Genomic DNA, 14,856 nt, shown 5'->3' with positions numbered 1-14,856 from the left:
CCCCGTCACCCCCCCTCCGGTTCCAGGGGGGGGGCTTGGGGGCCCGGAACACCGCGCGCCCCCGCGGCGGGGTGGGGGGCGGGGGGGGGGCCCCCCGCGCCCCTCCCCCATCGCCGTCCTGCCGGCGCCTACGGGCGGACCGTGAGCACCAGCTTCCCCGTGACGCGGCCCGTCTCGCCCGCTTCGTGGGCCTTGACCGCATCGGCGAGCGGATACGTGTCCGAGACGTGGACCCTCAGCTGCCCGGACTCGACGAGTGCCGCGATCGCCGCCATGCCCGCCTGGTCGTGCTCCACCAGCATGTCCGTGGCCCGCACGCCCAACTCGGCGGCGCGCTCGGCCACTTCACCGAAGTTGCCCGGCAGGATCGACACCAGGATGCCGCCGGGCCGGAGCACCTCCAGGGAGCGCAGCCGGTCATCGCCGCCCAGCGGGTCGAGGACCACGTCGATGTCACGGGCCTCCTTGACGAAGTCGGCGGTGCGGTAGTCGATGACCTCGTCGGCGCCCAGACCTCGTACGAAATCGTGCTTGGCGGCGGAGGCCGTGCCGATGACGTACGCGCCGCGCGCCTTGGCGATCTGCACCGCGGCATGGCCCACGCCACCGGCCGCCGCATGCACCAACACCCGCTGCCCCGCCTCCACATGGGCGTTGTCCACGAGGGCCTGCCAGGCGGTCAGCGCGACCAGTGGCAGCGCGCCCGCCTCGACGTGGCTCAGCGTGGCGGGCTTGGGCACGAAGGCGCGGGTGGGGCCGGTGACGTACTCGGCGTGCGAGCCGACTCCGTACGGGTACGGCAGCATCCCGAAGACCTCGTCGCCGGGCTGGAACAGCGAGACGCCCATACCGACCGCCTCGACGACGCCCGACACGTCCCAGCCGAGCGTGAACGGCGGCTCGCCCAGGAAGTAGCCGAGCCCGCGGTGCTTCCAGTCGGTCGGGTTCACGCCCGCCGCGTGCACGGCGACGAGGATCTCTCCGGCGCCGGGCTTCGGGCGCGGGACCTCGATCTCCTTCAGTACGTCGGGCTCGCCGAGGACGTCCTGGCTGATGGCCTTCATGGTCGGCTGGGTCTGCTGTGCCTGCTGTGCCTGCTGAGCCTGCTGAGAAGCGGTGTTCTTGGTCATGGATTCAGCCTGCGGCAAGGGCTTGACCTGGACAATGGCAAGATAGCCATTAAGCGATAGAATCGTGCCATGGCTTCGATGGAATTCCGTCCCGCTCGCCCGCACCGCGTGGCCGTCCTCGCTCTCGACGGCGTCTACCCCTTCGAGCTGGGCATCCCGAACCGCGTCTTCCCGCTGGTCCCCGGGGCGTACGAGGTGGTGACCTGCGCGGCGACGGAGGAACGCACCCTGGCCACCAACGCAGACTTCAGCATCACCGTCGAGCACGGCCCCGAGGCGCTGGAGAGCGCGGACACGGTGGTCGTACCGCCCTTCGACCTGCGGCACATCACCGCCGAGCTGTCGGAGCCGGTGCGCGATGCGCTCGCCCGGATCAGGCCGGGCACACGGTTGGTGTCCATCTGCACGGGGGCGTTCACGCTCGCCGCGGCCGGTCTGCTCGACGGGCGGCCAGCGACGACGCACTGGTCGCTCGCGGATCTCTTCCGGCGAATGTTCCCCCAGGTCGACCTGGATCCGGACGTGCTGTTCGTCGACGACGGCGACATGCTCACCTCGGCGGGCGCCGCGTCAGGCATCGACGTGTGCCTGCACATGGTCCGCTCCGACCACGGCAGCGCGGTCGCCAACCGGGTCGCCCGGCACTGTGTCGTACCGCCGTGGCGGGAGGGCGGCCAGGCCCAGTACATCGAGCAGCCGGTGCCGGACGAGGGCGTCACCGGCACCGCCGCGACCCGCGCCTGGGCCATGGAACACCTCGACCGGCCGCTGGCCCTACGGGAGTTGGCGGCGCATGCCCGGATGAGCCCGCGCACGTTCGCGCGCCGCTTCCAGGAGGAGACGGGCACGAGTCCCGGCCGGTGGCTGATCCAGCAGCGGGTGCACCGGGCCCGCCATCTGCTGGAGTCCAGCGATCTCGCGGTCGACCGGATCGCGGCAGAGGTCGGTTTCGCCACCGGGACGTCGCTGCGGCAGCACTTGCAGGCGGCCATCGGGGTGTCACCGCAGGCGTATCGCAAGACGTTTCAGGCGGGGGCGGCGGCTGTGGGCGGGTAGGCGGTTTCGTTTGGATCACCGGCTGCTCACAGTCGGGCGGTCAGGCGTCGGTGAAGTCGGCTCCACCATCAGGCACCGATTCCAACTGCGTGACTGTCATTGACTGCTGGACGGCTCCGCCTGGGAACCTGCCATGATCATCCCGAAGTGTTCCAGGGTGGGAGCCAAGGGATGACGATATCGCTGCCGGGCGGGCTGGCCACGCCCGCGCTCGTGGTCGATCCGGGTGTTCTGGACAGAAACATCTGGCGTATGGCGGAGGCTTCGCGGTCTCAAGGGTTCGCCCTACGTCCGCACGCCAAAGAGCCACAAGTGCGCACAGATCGCCGACCGTCAGTTGCGGGCGGGCGCTTGTGGCCTTTCGGTGGCCACCATCAGCGAGGCCGACTTCGTTCCAGGCGGCCAGCCGCCGCCAGCAGGTCATGCCCGAGCCGAAGCCAAACTCCTGGGGCAGGTGCTCCCACTGGGTACCGGTGTGCAGCACGAACAAGATCCCGCACAGGGCCTGCCGATCGGGCACCCGAGGTCTGCCCTGTGTCAGCTTCGGTCCCGGTTCGGGCAGCAACGGCTCGATGAGCGATCACGGTTCATCCGACAGCACATGGCCAGACTCGCTATCAGCAAGTACGCGAAGGACCTCGGTCCAGGAATTCCCAGTGCGGAGGATCTGTGTCTCAAGGTGGCCTCCGGGCCAGTCGGCGGCCGTGCCCGTACGCGTGCGCGGGCACGGCGATGGAGAGGTGCTGTGCGGACCGTGGCAGCAGCAAGTTGGAGCCATCCTTGTCCGCCATGCACACGACCACTATGTAACATGTGCCATTGCACTATCCATGCCATGACCGGAAGCCTCGCGCAGCAGGGAAAAGCTTCAACACACCGTCAAATGTCTTTCGCTAGTCGGCTCTTGGTCACCACCGCGCCATAGGCGTTCAGGGTCGGCCCAGGCGGCTGGAGCCCTTGGTCGTCAGCGGGCTGCCAGGACGTCTGTTTCGGGGCAGGAGGCGACCAGTTGGTCGCGCAGGTTCCGAGAGGCGGTCAACTCCTCGCCCGCTGCTCTCGCTTGTTTACTTCCGTCGCATCAACCTCCTGGCACCCATTGCCCTCTTCCTCTTCAACGGCCCTCGCCACCTGACCAGAGGGCCGGGAACAAGGAGGGGAACTGTGCGCACACACAGATGGAGAAACATCGCCCTGGCGACCGGCATGGCCGGCGTCCTCGCGGCCATCGGCACCACCGCCATGGCCGGGAGCGGCACCACCGCGCCGCCCCAGGCACCCGACCTGCGGGCCGACGTGAACAGGGACGGTTCCGTCGACGTCGAGGGCGCCACCGACACGGCCGGCGAGAACACCTGGACCCAGCGGCGCGGCGCGATAGTCCTGCCGAACGTCGACGACGACACCAAGCGCTGCCCGGTCAAGGACGCACAGGGCAGGCCGCTTTCGGACGCCAGGCTGGCCCGGTGCAACGACGGGTCCGACACCAAGGTCAACGGCGCGCGGGACGCCGCCGACCTGGCGCGACTGAAGACGGTGCCGTTGCCGCAGACCACCGCGGGCAGCCATGGCACCGTCAAGACCATCGGCCCCGGCGCCAAGAAGTCCCACCTCTTCATCAAGCGCGACGGTCGCCGGTCCCTGCTGCGGCCTACCGACAAGCTCACCACGCGTGAGTTGCGCTCCGGCGTCGAGCTCGGCATCGAGGTGAGCGACGTCGTGCGGGACGCGGCCAAGTGGAACGGCGATGTGAAGGTCCGGTTCACGGTCACTCACGACGGTACGTCCCACTCCGACGACGTCATGCTGCGCACCGCGCCGGTGCTGACCCACCACCACCTGCAGCGCACCGAGGAAGTCCTCGTCACCGAAGTGCAGGGCGAGGGCGAGTACAGCCGCGCCCAGCAGAGGTTCGTCAAGGACCTCGCCAAGAAGGTGAAGGACGCCGGGATCAGCAAGCCCATGACCAAGTTCACCAAGTACGCCGACCCTTGGGCGCAGGACTTCGTCGAACCGGCCTACGCGAGCATGCCGGGCCCGGGCGGCAAGCAGCGCACGATGCGTGTCCTCATCCGCTCCGCGCAGCCGGACCGGGACGCCGGACGCGAGCTGTTCGAGAAGCTGCGCGGCCCGGACGTGGGCGTGGTCCAGGTCAGCGGGGTGCGCGACAACGAGGAGTCGACGCTCAACTCCATGGGCAACCTGGAGACCATCCCGCCGTACACCCTGGGCGGTAAGAGCTACCCCGCCGGACGCATCATCCAGGGCTACCGCGCCGACAACGGCTCCAAGCCCGCCAAGGCGATGCGTACGTTCCTGTCCTCCCAGGGAGTGCAGGCGCCTCTGCTGCTCGACACGTCGTGGCTCTCGGTCGGGCACGTCGACGAGTTCATCCAGTTCCTGCCCGCCGACACCGCGCGCGGCTGGCGCATCGGCGTCGCCGACCCCGCCGCCGGCGTGGAACTCCTGCGCAAGGCCAAGCGGGACGGCCACGGCGGCACGAAGATGTTCTCCGTACCGGGCTCCGCCGACATCCCGGCGCCCAAGGAGACCATCGACCAGGTCCTCGCCAAGGCCAAGTTCCATGCCGACAACAAGCTGGCGGCCGACCGCATCAAGGCGAACCTGGCCATCCTCAAGCGGGAGACCGGCATCACCGACGAGGAGATCGTCAAGGTGCCCGGTCTGTACACGCGCGACGGCGACGATCGCAGCGAGCTCAGCGGCAGCCGCAAGCTACGGCGCCTGGGCCCCGAGTCGCTGCGCAAGTTCAGCCAGCTCGGCGGCGACGACAGCCGTTCCGAGCGGGGCTCCGGCGACCGGGCCACCGGCCGGGCGGCCGCCTGGCAGAACAGCGCCTACATACCCGGCGCGGTCAACGGCGTCCTGCTCAGCCCGACGCGCTACCTCGCGCCCCAGCAGTGGGGCCCAGTCGTCGGCGGTCGGGACATCTTTACCGAGGCCGTGAACTCCGTATACGCGAAGGCCGGCTTCACCACGTCCTACATCGACGACTGGTACACGTACCACCTCGGCATGGGCGAGGTGCACTGCGGCACCAACACGCTGCGCGACACCACCGCCCCCTGGTGGCCCAAGGCATAGCGCCCTGCCCACGGGACCGGCGCACCGCCACGGGCGCCGGTCCCCTCCAGCTCACGCCGTCGAATTCTCCAGAGACAAAGCTCCACCCATGCAGCCCATGCAGCCCGCGCCCCAGACACTCTGACCTGGGCGAGTCTGCCGACGGCCAAGAGAGCCGCCCGCTCCCCTCCTCGCAATCCACAGGGGTCCCACCGACTGCACCACGCCGAGGGGACCCACGGTGTCCTCGGCGACACCGAATCGAACCTGGGACCCATGGGATCAAGCGCGTCAAGCGCCTCCGCCAACGCGGCGAAACCCCGGTGGTGCGCCGGCGGTGTTGTGGGTCGATTGCTGGGCGGTCAGTGCTGACCACGTCAACCGTAGCTCTCCGCCGACTTACCAAGGCAGCGCGAGCTGTCCACTTCCCACCGGGCTCGAGCCAGCAAGTAATCACCAAGTGTTGTCCACTTGGAACCGTCGTGGGCCGCGTACGGAGTGGCCGTGCCCGAAGGGCCGTCGGACGGATACGCGAGTGCATCAGTCGCACCCTCCCCTTCGGCACAATTGGGCGCCGCCGTCTGCTGCATGCCACTGATGGTCTGCAGCAAACCGGGGGGACCTCAGCCCACCCGATGAGCAGCAGTGGCCCAACGGCGTCGAAAGCCGCCTCACCTACCTGCCCAACGATGACCGGGGCCGATACGTTCATCGCCAAAGTCAACACACGCGAGAAGACCAGGAGGCGACGAGCGGGGCGCATCTGTTCGCGCCGAGCGCCGTGCAGTGCCATATGACGGATGGCCAGTAGCAGACCCAGCACCGACAGATCCACTGCCGGCGCCACCAGCGGCGCCACCCACGGCGGCACGCCCAGGCTCGACGCCAGGGCCCACACGTTGCCCAAGCCAAACAAGAACGTCAGCCGAGGGGTGCTCGCTACGAGCAACAGTGTGCGCGTCGGCGGCGGCTCCCCTACAGAGGCCGACACATGGCTCGGAATGGCGGTACTCAGAGGTCATCGGCGGCCTCCTCTCTTCTCAAGCGTTCACGGAAGAGGCAGAAGCAGAACTGGGCAGAAGTCGCGGCGGACGGCCCCGACACCTGCGCACCCAGCGGTGGACCCCACCGAATGGCCACGTGCAGAAGCGCCCCGGCGGGCGGCTCAGGGTGGGGAGCGCAGACGACACCCCAGTGCACATCCAGTGCACATCCACGCGGGAAATCCCGGGAACTCGCAGGCACAGGAGCGAAGTCCAGCGGTGCGCCAAGCACCCTCCAGCGTGTTCTGCCTGGCTCGTGTGGGCTTGGCAAACACACCTCGGCCGGTGGGGGAAAACCCCCAGTACAGACGGAGGAAAGCCACGTTCCGGCGGGTCCTGTCGCGGACCTAACGTGAAGTTGTCCGACCCCACCGGGTCTGCGTGTCTGCGGCAGGAGATGTGATGATCGAGGCTCAAGGTCTCACCAAGCGGTACGGCGCCACCGTCGCCGTCGACGCATTGAGTTTCGACGTGCGGCCCGGCGCCGTCACCGGGTTCCTCGGCCCCAATGGGTCGGGCAAGTCGACGACGATGCGCATGATCATGGGCCTGGACCGGCCCGACGCCGGGCAGGCCCGGATCGGTGGGCGTGCGTACGGCGAATTGCGCTGGCCGATGCGTGAGGTCGGGGCGCTGCTTGAGGCCCGGACGTTCCATCCCGGGCGCAGCGCGGCCTCTCACCTGGCTGCGCTCGCGGCCGCCAGCGGCATCGCGCTGTCCCGGGTCGGCGAGGTGCTCGACCAGGTGGGGCTCACCGCCGTCGCGGGCCGCCGGGCGGGGACGTTCTCGCTGGGGATGGCACAACGGCTCGGTATCGCGGGGGCGTTGCTCGGGGATCCGGATGTGCTCCTCTTCGATGAGCCCGTCAACGGCCTCGATCCAGAGGGGGTGCGCTGGATCAGGGACTTGATGAAGTCCCTGGCCGGCGAGGGGCGCACGGTTCTGCTCTCAAGTCACCTCATCAGTGAAATGGCGCTCACCGCCGATCACTTGGTGGTGATAGGCCAGGGCCGGCTGCTCGCCGACACCTCGGTGCGGGAGCTGACCGCGCAGGGCCGCTCCCTGGAGGAGGCCTTCTTCGCCCTCACCGGGGACAGCGCCGACTATCGAGGAGTTCCGTCATGAGCAGCCCTGCAAAGCCGTCGCACGCCCTGAAGCGTGACGCCCGCTCGCCCCGTGAGGGATACGGGTTCCGCAATGCCGCCCGCATGGAGTGGATCAAGCTCCGCAGTCTCCGGTCCACGTTCTGGGCGCTGCTTCTCGTGATCGTCTCCATGGTGGCCATCGGCGTCGTGACCATGGCGAATACGAAGGCGCCGAGTGCCGACAAGGCGGCCACCTTCGACCCTACGAACAACGTGCTGGCCGGTGTGGCGGTCGGGCAGCTCTTGATCGGTGTGCTGGGCGTTCTCGTCGTCACCGGTGAGTATTCGTCCGGGACGATCCGCTCGACCCTGGCGGCCACACCGAACCGGCGTCTGGTCCTTGCCGCGAAGGCGGCGGTCTACGGCGGTATCTCCCTCGCGGTGGGCGAGGCCGTCACGTTCGTGACCTTCTTCGCGGGGCGGGCCGCGCTGGGCGAAGGGCTGCCCGAGCCCGCGCTCAGCGATCCGGGGGTGCTGCGGGCGGTGCTCCTTTCGGGGGCGTACCTGGGGCTCATCGCCTTGATGGGCATCGGAATCGGCGCCATCACGCGGCACACCGCGAGCGCGATAGCCGTGCTCGCGTCGGTCACGTTCGTGCTGCCGGCCATCATCGGCGGGGCCTCGGGGACCACCGTGGCGAAGTTCTTCCCGACCATCATCGCCGGGAACTCCCTGGCCGTTTCCAAGCCCGTGGCCGACGTCCTCTCCCCCTGGGTGGGCTTCGCGGTGCTCTGCCTCTACACACTCCTCGCGCTCGGCGCGGGCCTGCGCTTGCTGGCACGCCGTGATGCCTGACGGGACACTGGACACCATGCACGTCACACCCCCGATGATCACGCCGGAGCGCCCCGCGCCAGCAGGTGGCGCGAGCAAGGCTCGCGCCCTCGGGCGCGCCGTCCTGCGCGCCCCCTTCACCCGGCGGGCATGGGCCGAGGCGGCGTACTGCCTGATCGGGTTCCCGCTCGGTCTCGCAGGTGGGGCGGTCCTCCTGGTGCTGCTCGCTCTGGGCACCGGGTTCACGGTGTCGGTGGTGTTCTTCGTGATCGGCGCGCTGCTGGTGATCGCGGGGCTCCAGCTGGCCCGCGCGCTGGGGCAACTGCACCGTCGGCTGGCCGCGGGGCTGCTGGGCGAGGAGACCGAGTCGCCGCCGCCGCTGCGACCCGATGGCAGGTTCGTCAGCCGCATCGATGCCCGGCTGTGGGACGGGAACGGATGGCGGGCGGCGGCCTACACGCTGGCGAAGCTGCCGGTCAGTTGCCTCGGGGCGTACGCCGTCCTGTGGTGGGTGACGGGACTGGTGAGCCTGACCGCGCCGCTGCGGTGGGCGGTGTTCGGGCAGCGGCCCGAGGCGGGGGATCCGGAGGGCATGCCGGTGCTGTCCCCCATTCCCGCCGGCGGGCTGCACGTGGACACCTTCGCGGGCACCTTCTTCGCGGCCGCGGTCGGAGTGGCCGTCCTGCTGTGCGCGCCCTGGGTGACCCGGCTGGTGACGGAGACCGACCGCTGGCTGATCCGCTCGCTCCTCGGTCCCGGCCAACTCGCCGACCGTGTCCGTGACTTGGAGGAGACCCGGGCGCTCGCCGTGGACGACTCGGTGGCCCTGCTGCGGCGCGTCGAGCGCGATCTGCACGACGGAGCGCAGGTGCGGCTCGTCGCGGTGGCGATGAGTCTGGACATGGTCAGGCAGCGGCTGACCGAGTACGACGGTGGTGACGGGGGCGCGCCGCTGGACGTCGGCCGTATTCGTCAACTGGTCGACGGTGCGCATCAGAACGCCACCGACGCGCTCACCGAACTGCGCGATCTGGCCCGCGGCATCCATCCGCCCGTGCTCGACGACGGGCTGCCCGATGCGCTCGCGACGCTGACCTCGCGCAGTGCCATTCCCGTCGACCTGGTGACGGAGGTGCCCGAGCGGCCGACGCCGGCGATCGAGACCATCGCGTACTTCTGTGCCGCGGAGTTGCTCACCAATGTCATCAAGCACAGCGGTGCGCGGCGGGCCGCGATCACGGTGGCCCAGTCGGGCGGCCGACTCTACCTCCAGGTCAGTGACGACGGGCAGGGCGGCGCGGAGATGGGGGCCGGGAGCGGACTGAGCGGGCTCGTCCAGCGCGTGCGTACGGTCGACGGCGGCATAGAAATCAAGAGCCCCGCGGGCGGGCCGACGGCGGTCACTGTCGATCTTCCGCTGCGTGCGTGAGAGCATGCGGCCATGCGCGTCGTGATCGCTGAGGATGCCGCGGTACTGCGGGAGTTGCTGGCCCAGATGCTCGCCGAGCGGGGGCATGAGATCTGTGCGGCCGTGGGGGACGCGGACGCCTTGCGCGCCGCGGTCGCCGAGCACCGCCCGGACGTCACGGTGACCGACATCCGGATGCCGCCGACCCACACGGACGAGGGACTGCGCGCGGCCATCGACATCCGCCGCGATCACCCCGGCACGGGCGTTCTGCTCTTCTCGCAGTACGTCGAGACGAAGTACGCCACGCGGCTGCTGGCGGAGGGATCGGCGGGGGTCGGCTATCTGCTCAAGGACCGGGTCGCCAATGTCGCGGAGTTCGCCGATGCCCTGGAGCGGGTGGGCGCGGGCGGCACGGCCCTGGACCCCGAGGTCGTCACGCAGTTGGCCGGTGCGGGACACCGCGCCGCCGAGCTCGCGCCGCTCACCGAGCGCGAGCGCGAGGTGCTCTCCCTGATGGCCGAGGGGCGGTCCAACGCGGCGATCGCGCAGAGCCTCGTCGTCTCGGCGGGCACCGTCGAGAAGCATGTGGCCTCTGTCTTCGAGAAGCTGGGCCTGCCCGCGTCACATGACCACAACCGCCGGGTGCTGGCCGTCATCCGCTACTTGCGCGGCTGACGCAGGGGCGTGCGGAATGTCGCCCACCCCATGGACATAGACATATGCCAGATGCAACAACGCCTCGGGTGTTGCCAAATCCCTTACGAGCCACCCCTCGCTGTGCGAAAGTCATTAGCGGTCCATCCCGCCCGTCTGGTCGCACCGCATCGTCAACGGAGCACCTCATGCCGTCCCATGTCTTCGCGGACCGCCCAGCCGCCCAGCCGCCCGAACGCGGCTCGGTCGAAGCGCTGATCACGCAGACGCGTCGGCTCCGCGGCGAGGTCGATGCCGTACGCCGCGACGCCATGACCGACCACGGCGACCCCCAGGGACGCTGGCAGCGCGCCCTGTGCGACCTCGCGGTGCACCAGCTCAACGACCTGGACGACCACCTGGCGCAGTTGCGGGACGGGCCCGTCCCGCCGACGCCGGAGCCGTCGGCGCCGGCCATCCCCCCGCCGCTCGAACCGCAGCACGGTTCGCTGCTCAGCCGGGTCGGCAGCGCGGAGTGGAACCTCCTGAACGACGAGGCGAGTTGGTCCGGCGAGCTCTATCAGATCCTGGGCCGGGACCCGGACGCTCCCCCGCTCTCCCTGGACGAACTGCCCTCCCTGGTGCACGTCGACGACCAGCCGATGCTGACGGCCATGGTCACGGACTGCCTGATCGACGGTAAGCCGATCGACGGCGAGTTCCGGATCACGCGGCCCGACGGCGGCGTACGACAGGTGCACATGATGGGCGAGCCCGTGCTCGCCGCTGACGGCAGCACCGCTTCGATGTGGGCGGTCCTGCGGGACGTCAGCGAGCTGCGCCGCAGCCAGCGAGTGGTGCGCGAGACCCGTGACTCGCTGCAGCGCCAGCGGCACATCGCGCAGACAGAGCACCGGCTCGCGGTCGAACTGCAGGAGGCCGTGCTGCCGCCGTGGCGTGGCTCCCTGCGGTTCCCGCACGGCGGACCCGCGGCTCTCGACCTTGCCGCGCACTACCTCCCCTCGTCGACGAGCGCCCTGATCGGCGGTGACTGGTACGACGCCATGGAACTGCCCGACGGCCAGTACTTGTTGAGCGTCGGCGATCTCACCGGTCACGGCGTCACCGTCACCTCCGGCATGGCGATGCTGCTCGGCGCCGTGCGCGGCATGGCGGTCGCCGGCGTGCGCCCCGGTCAACTGATGGGCTGGCTCAACCAGTTACTGGACACCACCGCCCAACCGGCCCTGGGCAGCGCGGTCTGCTGCCAGTACTCCCCCACGACGGGCACGCTGTCCTGGGCGCAGGCGGGCCACCCCGCCCCGCTGCTGTTCCGCGACGGGACGGGGCGCGCGCTGACACCACCGGACGGCGTGATCCTCGGGGCGACCTCCGGCGCCACCTATGAGCAGGCCGAGGAGCAACTCCGGCCAGGCGACGTGCTGTTGCTGCACACCGACGGCCTTGTTCCCCGGCGCGCCAGGGACGCGGCGACCAGCAGGCTGCTGGCCCTCGCACCCCGCTTCACCGACACACGCGGCGGTGCACAGGACTGCGTACGGACGGTCGTCGAGGAGTTCGGCGTGGCCCCGCGCGAGGACGACGCCTGCCTGTTGGTCGCACGGGTCAACTAGAACCACGGGTCAAGCCAGAACCCGGGCACCGGCCCCTCACACCTGGACCCGCTTGCCACCCCCGCCCTTGCCCGCCGACTTCGGCAGCGCCAGCTTGATCTCCTCGCGCAGGTCCTGGATCTTCGGATAGCCGGAGTACTGAGCGGTCAGCCGGTACATCTCCCGCAGCCTGTCCCAGGTGCGGTGCGAGGAGTTGGACCCCATCGACACCAGCGCCAACCGCGCGTACCGATCGGCCTGTTCGGGATCGTCGGCGATGAAGCACGCCGAGGCCAGCGAGATGTAGTCGAAGATCTGCGACCGGTCGCGGCCCTTGGACCGCAGGTCGATCGCCTCCTTCGCATGGCGCTGGGCGGTGGCCGCCGCGGACGCCTCGTGATCGGCGAGGGTGCGGTAGGCCAGCGCCTGCATGCCGTGCATGTCCGCCTCGTCGAACATCTGCATCCAACTCGGCGGGGGCACATCCCCCTTGTCGGACACGAAGAGATCCTCCGCGATGCCGAGCGTGCGGCGCATCGCCTGGCCCTTGCCCATCGACGCCTGTGCCCAGGCCTCGATGGTGTAGAGCATGGCCTGCGTGCGCGGCAGCATCTCCTCGCCCGATCCCGACTGGGCGAGCTTCATGAGGTCAAGGGCGTCGTCCGGCCGGCCCAGATGCACCATCTGGCGCGCCGCCCGGGACAGGGCCTCACCGGCGCGCGGCCGGTCACCGCCCTCGCGGGCCGCGTGTGCGGCGATCACGAAGTACTTCTGTGCCGTGGGCTCCAGGCCGACGTCGTGCGACATCCAGCCCGCGAGGACGGCGAGGTTGGCAGCGACGCCCCACAGGCGCCGCTGGAGATGTTCAGGGTGTCGGTAGGCGAGCATGCCGCCCACTTCGTTGAGCTGTCCCACCACAGCCTTGCGCTGCAGCCCGCCGCCGCGGGCCGCGTCCCAGGCCCGGAACACCTCGACGGAGCGCTCCAGTTCCTCGATCTCCTGCGACCCGATAGGGGCGGCCTCATAGCGGTCGAACCCAGCGGGGTCGGCATGCAGGGGATGTTCGGTGCGGGGAGCGTCGGCAACGAGGGCCGGATCGGTGTGCAGCCAGTCGTGCATGGCGCTGCTGAGTGCGGAGCCTGCGGCAAGCGCAGCGCCCGCGCCCACCAAGCCGCGTCGGTTGAGCATGAGGTCCATTCCCGTGAATTCGGTGAGGACCGCGGCTGTCCGTTCGGGCGCCCACGGCACGCCGTCGGGGTGCTCCACACTCCCGTCGCCGCGCCGCTTCCCTACGCGCCCGTGCCGCACCAGACCGAGATCCTCAATGGTCACGACACGGCCGAGACGCTCGGTGAACAGAGCCGCCAACACCCTGGGCACGGGATCGCGCGGGATTTCCCCCATGTCGATCCAACGCCGCACCCGCGAGGTGTCGGTGGCCAGCTGCGGGTGGCCCATGGCCGCCGCCTGCCGGTTCACCAGTCTCGCGAGCTCCCCCTTGGACCAGCCTGCCAGGCCGAAAAGGTCCGACAGTCGGGTGTTGGGTTGTCCGTTCACGTCAAGCCCCCAGGTTCTCGGCTGAGTTGACAGTAACCCTCTGTCAGTTGCTGGGCGACTATTCGCCAGGGTTCGCCAGGGTGCGCCACATGGTGTGCCAGGGGACGCCGGGTGTCAGGTAGGAATGCGCCACCCCGACCCGGACCACCTCGGGACATTCCCCAGGGTGCTCCAAGGCGTCCGGGCCGGTGGCGCGGCAACTCACAGGCACACGAAGGGATCTGTATCGCCCATGTACGCAGCATCGTCCTCCGTGTCCGCCCCGCCCCGGCCGCTGCACTCCCGACAGCCGGGCAGCGGCCCCTACTTGGAGCCCGCGCGGCCGGCGGCCGGGTCGCTCGGCGCCGGCCGGACGCGCCGCGTCCCGGGGTCCGGCACCCAACCGCTCAGCGGGAGACTCGACTTGTCCGGCCCCCAGGGGGCGCAACTGCGCACCGCGATCGCCTCGGTGCACCGCATCTGTCCGGAGTTCAACCCGGTGCAGGTGCTCCGCCGCAGCGGACGCACCGTGCTCCTGGTGGGAACGACAGGGCGCAGCACGGCGATCGCCAAGTGTTTACTGGACCATTCGCCAGTGTGGGCCGAGCGGATCCGGCACGAGATAGCGGCATACCGCTCGTTCGTCCGGCACCGTCCGCCCGTCCGGGCCCCGCGGCTGATCGCCGCGGACCCGGAGGACTGCACGCTGGTGATCGAGCGGATGCAGGGCCGCGTCGCGGCGCTGACCCGGCATCCCGTGGAGCCGCCGCCGCGCGCGGACGTACGGCTCGCGCTCGGTGCGATCGACCGCCTCAACCGGTGGCGTCCGCCGCAGGAGATGTTCGGCAGGCCCATGGACTACGGCAAGCGGATCTCCCGCTTCCATGAGCTGGGTCTGCTCACCGACCGGGACATGGGTGACCTGCAGAAGCTGCTGCACGGCATCGCGCACTCGGCGGGGCAGCAGGACACCTGGCAGTTCTGTCACGGTGACGCGCTGCTCTCGAACATCCTGCTCTCGCCTGCCGGTCCGGTGTTCGTGGACTGGGAGCACGCGGGCTGGTATCTGCCGGGGTACGACCTGGCGACGCTCTGGGCGGTGCTCGGTGACGCGCCGGTGGCGCGCCGCGAGATCAGTCAGCTCGCCCAGCACGCGGGTCCCGCGGCTCGGGACGCGTTCCTGGTCAACCTGATGCTGATCCTGACCAGGGAGATCCGTACGTACGAAATGGCCGTGCAGCGCTCGATGCACGACGCGGCCCCGGCGGCACCGGGCCCGGCCCACCCCGGTGCTGCGCCGTCCGGCGAGGAACAGCGGCTGCTGCTCAGGCGGTTGCACGACGACTGCCAGCTGGCCCGACGGGCCGTGCGGGCGGCGGTCGGTACTCGCTGACGGGGATGACGGTCCGCAGTGCGCCTTGGACAGCGGCGCAC

9 protein-coding genes and 2 pseudogenes are annotated in these 14,856 nt (G+C 70.0%); 8 read left to right on the top strand and 3 right to left on the bottom strand.

Annotation, left to right across the window (positions count from 1 at the left end; translation table 11 throughout):
- Positions 1 to 128: 128 nt before the first annotated feature.
- Entirely contained in the window at positions 129 to 1,064 is a 936-nt protein-coding gene (locus ACFWY6_RS31420; protein ID WP_384697516.1) for an NADP-dependent oxidoreductase, read from the bottom strand.
- Positions 1,065 to 1,199: 135 nt separating this feature from the next.
- On the opposite strand from ACFWY6_RS31420, the gene ACFWY6_RS31415 reads away from it, so the two are divergent.
- The gene (locus ACFWY6_RS31415) at positions 1,200 to 2,186 is read left to right on the top strand and encodes a GlxA family transcriptional regulator (RefSeq protein WP_384697498.1); all 987 of its coding nucleotides are present in this window, start codon (positions 1,200 to 1,202) and stop codon (positions 2,184 to 2,186) included.
- A gap of 364 nt (positions 2,187 to 2,550) precedes the next feature.
- Here ACFWY6_RS31415 and ACFWY6_RS31410 read toward each other — a convergent pair.
- Positions 2,551 to 2,760: pseudogene (locus tag ACFWY6_RS31410) on the bottom strand (transposase); the annotation flags it as partial.
- A 629-nt stretch (positions 2,761 to 3,389) separates the two neighbouring features.
- Here ACFWY6_RS31410 and ACFWY6_RS31405 point away from each other — a divergent pair.
- The 6 genes and pseudogenes from ACFWY6_RS31405 (at position 3,390) to ACFWY6_RS31380 (ending at position 11,907) form a co-directional block, all read left to right on the top strand.
- On the top strand, positions 3,390 to 5,288 hold the full coding sequence (locus ACFWY6_RS31405; RefSeq protein WP_384697513.1) for a protein-arginine deiminase domain-containing protein: 1,899 nt from the start codon (positions 3,390 to 3,392) through the stop codon (positions 5,286 to 5,288).
- A 1,424-nt stretch (positions 5,289 to 6,712) separates the two neighbouring features.
- Positions 6,713 to 7,351: pseudogene (locus ACFWY6_RS31400) on the top strand (ATP-binding cassette domain-containing protein); the annotation flags it as partial.
- A gap of 80 nt (positions 7,352 to 7,431) precedes the next feature.
- Positions 7,432 to 8,250, top strand: coding sequence for an ABC transporter permease subunit (locus tag ACFWY6_RS31395; protein ID WP_384697494.1), 819 nt, complete (start codon positions 7,432 to 7,434; stop codon positions 8,248 to 8,250).
- A 16-nt stretch (positions 8,251 to 8,266) separates the two neighbouring features.
- Positions 8,267 to 9,658 (top strand): sensor histidine kinase, encoded by a 1,392-nt coding sequence (locus tag ACFWY6_RS31390; RefSeq protein ID WP_384697490.1) that lies wholly within the window; start codon positions 8,267 to 8,269, stop codon positions 9,656 to 9,658.
- A 12-nt stretch (positions 9,659 to 9,670) separates the two neighbouring features.
- A complete protein-coding gene (locus ACFWY6_RS31385) occupies positions 9,671 to 10,315 on the top strand; it encodes a response regulator transcription factor (RefSeq protein ID WP_266874090.1) in 645 nt (214 codons plus the stop codon).
- A 167-nt stretch (positions 10,316 to 10,482) separates the two neighbouring features.
- Complete coding sequence (locus ACFWY6_RS31380; RefSeq protein ID WP_384697486.1) at positions 10,483 to 11,907, top strand: PP2C family protein-serine/threonine phosphatase; 1,425 nt, start codon at positions 10,483 to 10,485, stop codon at positions 11,905 to 11,907.
- Between the two features lie 36 nt (positions 11,908 to 11,943).
- Here ACFWY6_RS31380 and ACFWY6_RS31375 read toward each other — a convergent pair whose 3' ends face one another.
- Positions 11,944 to 13,443 (bottom strand): hypothetical protein, encoded by a 1,500-nt coding sequence (locus ACFWY6_RS31375; protein ID WP_384697483.1) that lies wholly within the window; start codon positions 13,441 to 13,443, stop codon positions 11,944 to 11,946.
- A gap of 232 nt (positions 13,444 to 13,675) precedes the next feature.
- Between ACFWY6_RS31375 and ACFWY6_RS31370 the strand changes: the two genes are divergently transcribed.
- Positions 13,676 to 14,815 carry an aminoglycoside phosphotransferase family protein gene (locus ACFWY6_RS31370; protein WP_384697480.1) on the top strand — a complete coding sequence of 380 codons (1,140 nt, stop codon included), beginning with the start codon at positions 13,676 to 13,678 and terminating at the stop codon, positions 14,813 to 14,815.
- The last annotated feature ends 41 nt before the right edge of the window (positions 14,816 to 14,856 follow it).

Origin of the sequence: Streptomyces sp. NPDC059037 (assembly GCF_042740015.1) — a bacterium.
GTDB lineage: Bacteria > Actinomycetota > Actinomycetes > Streptomycetales > Streptomycetaceae > Streptomyces.
This window is presented reverse-complemented; position numbering and strand designations above follow the sequence as displayed.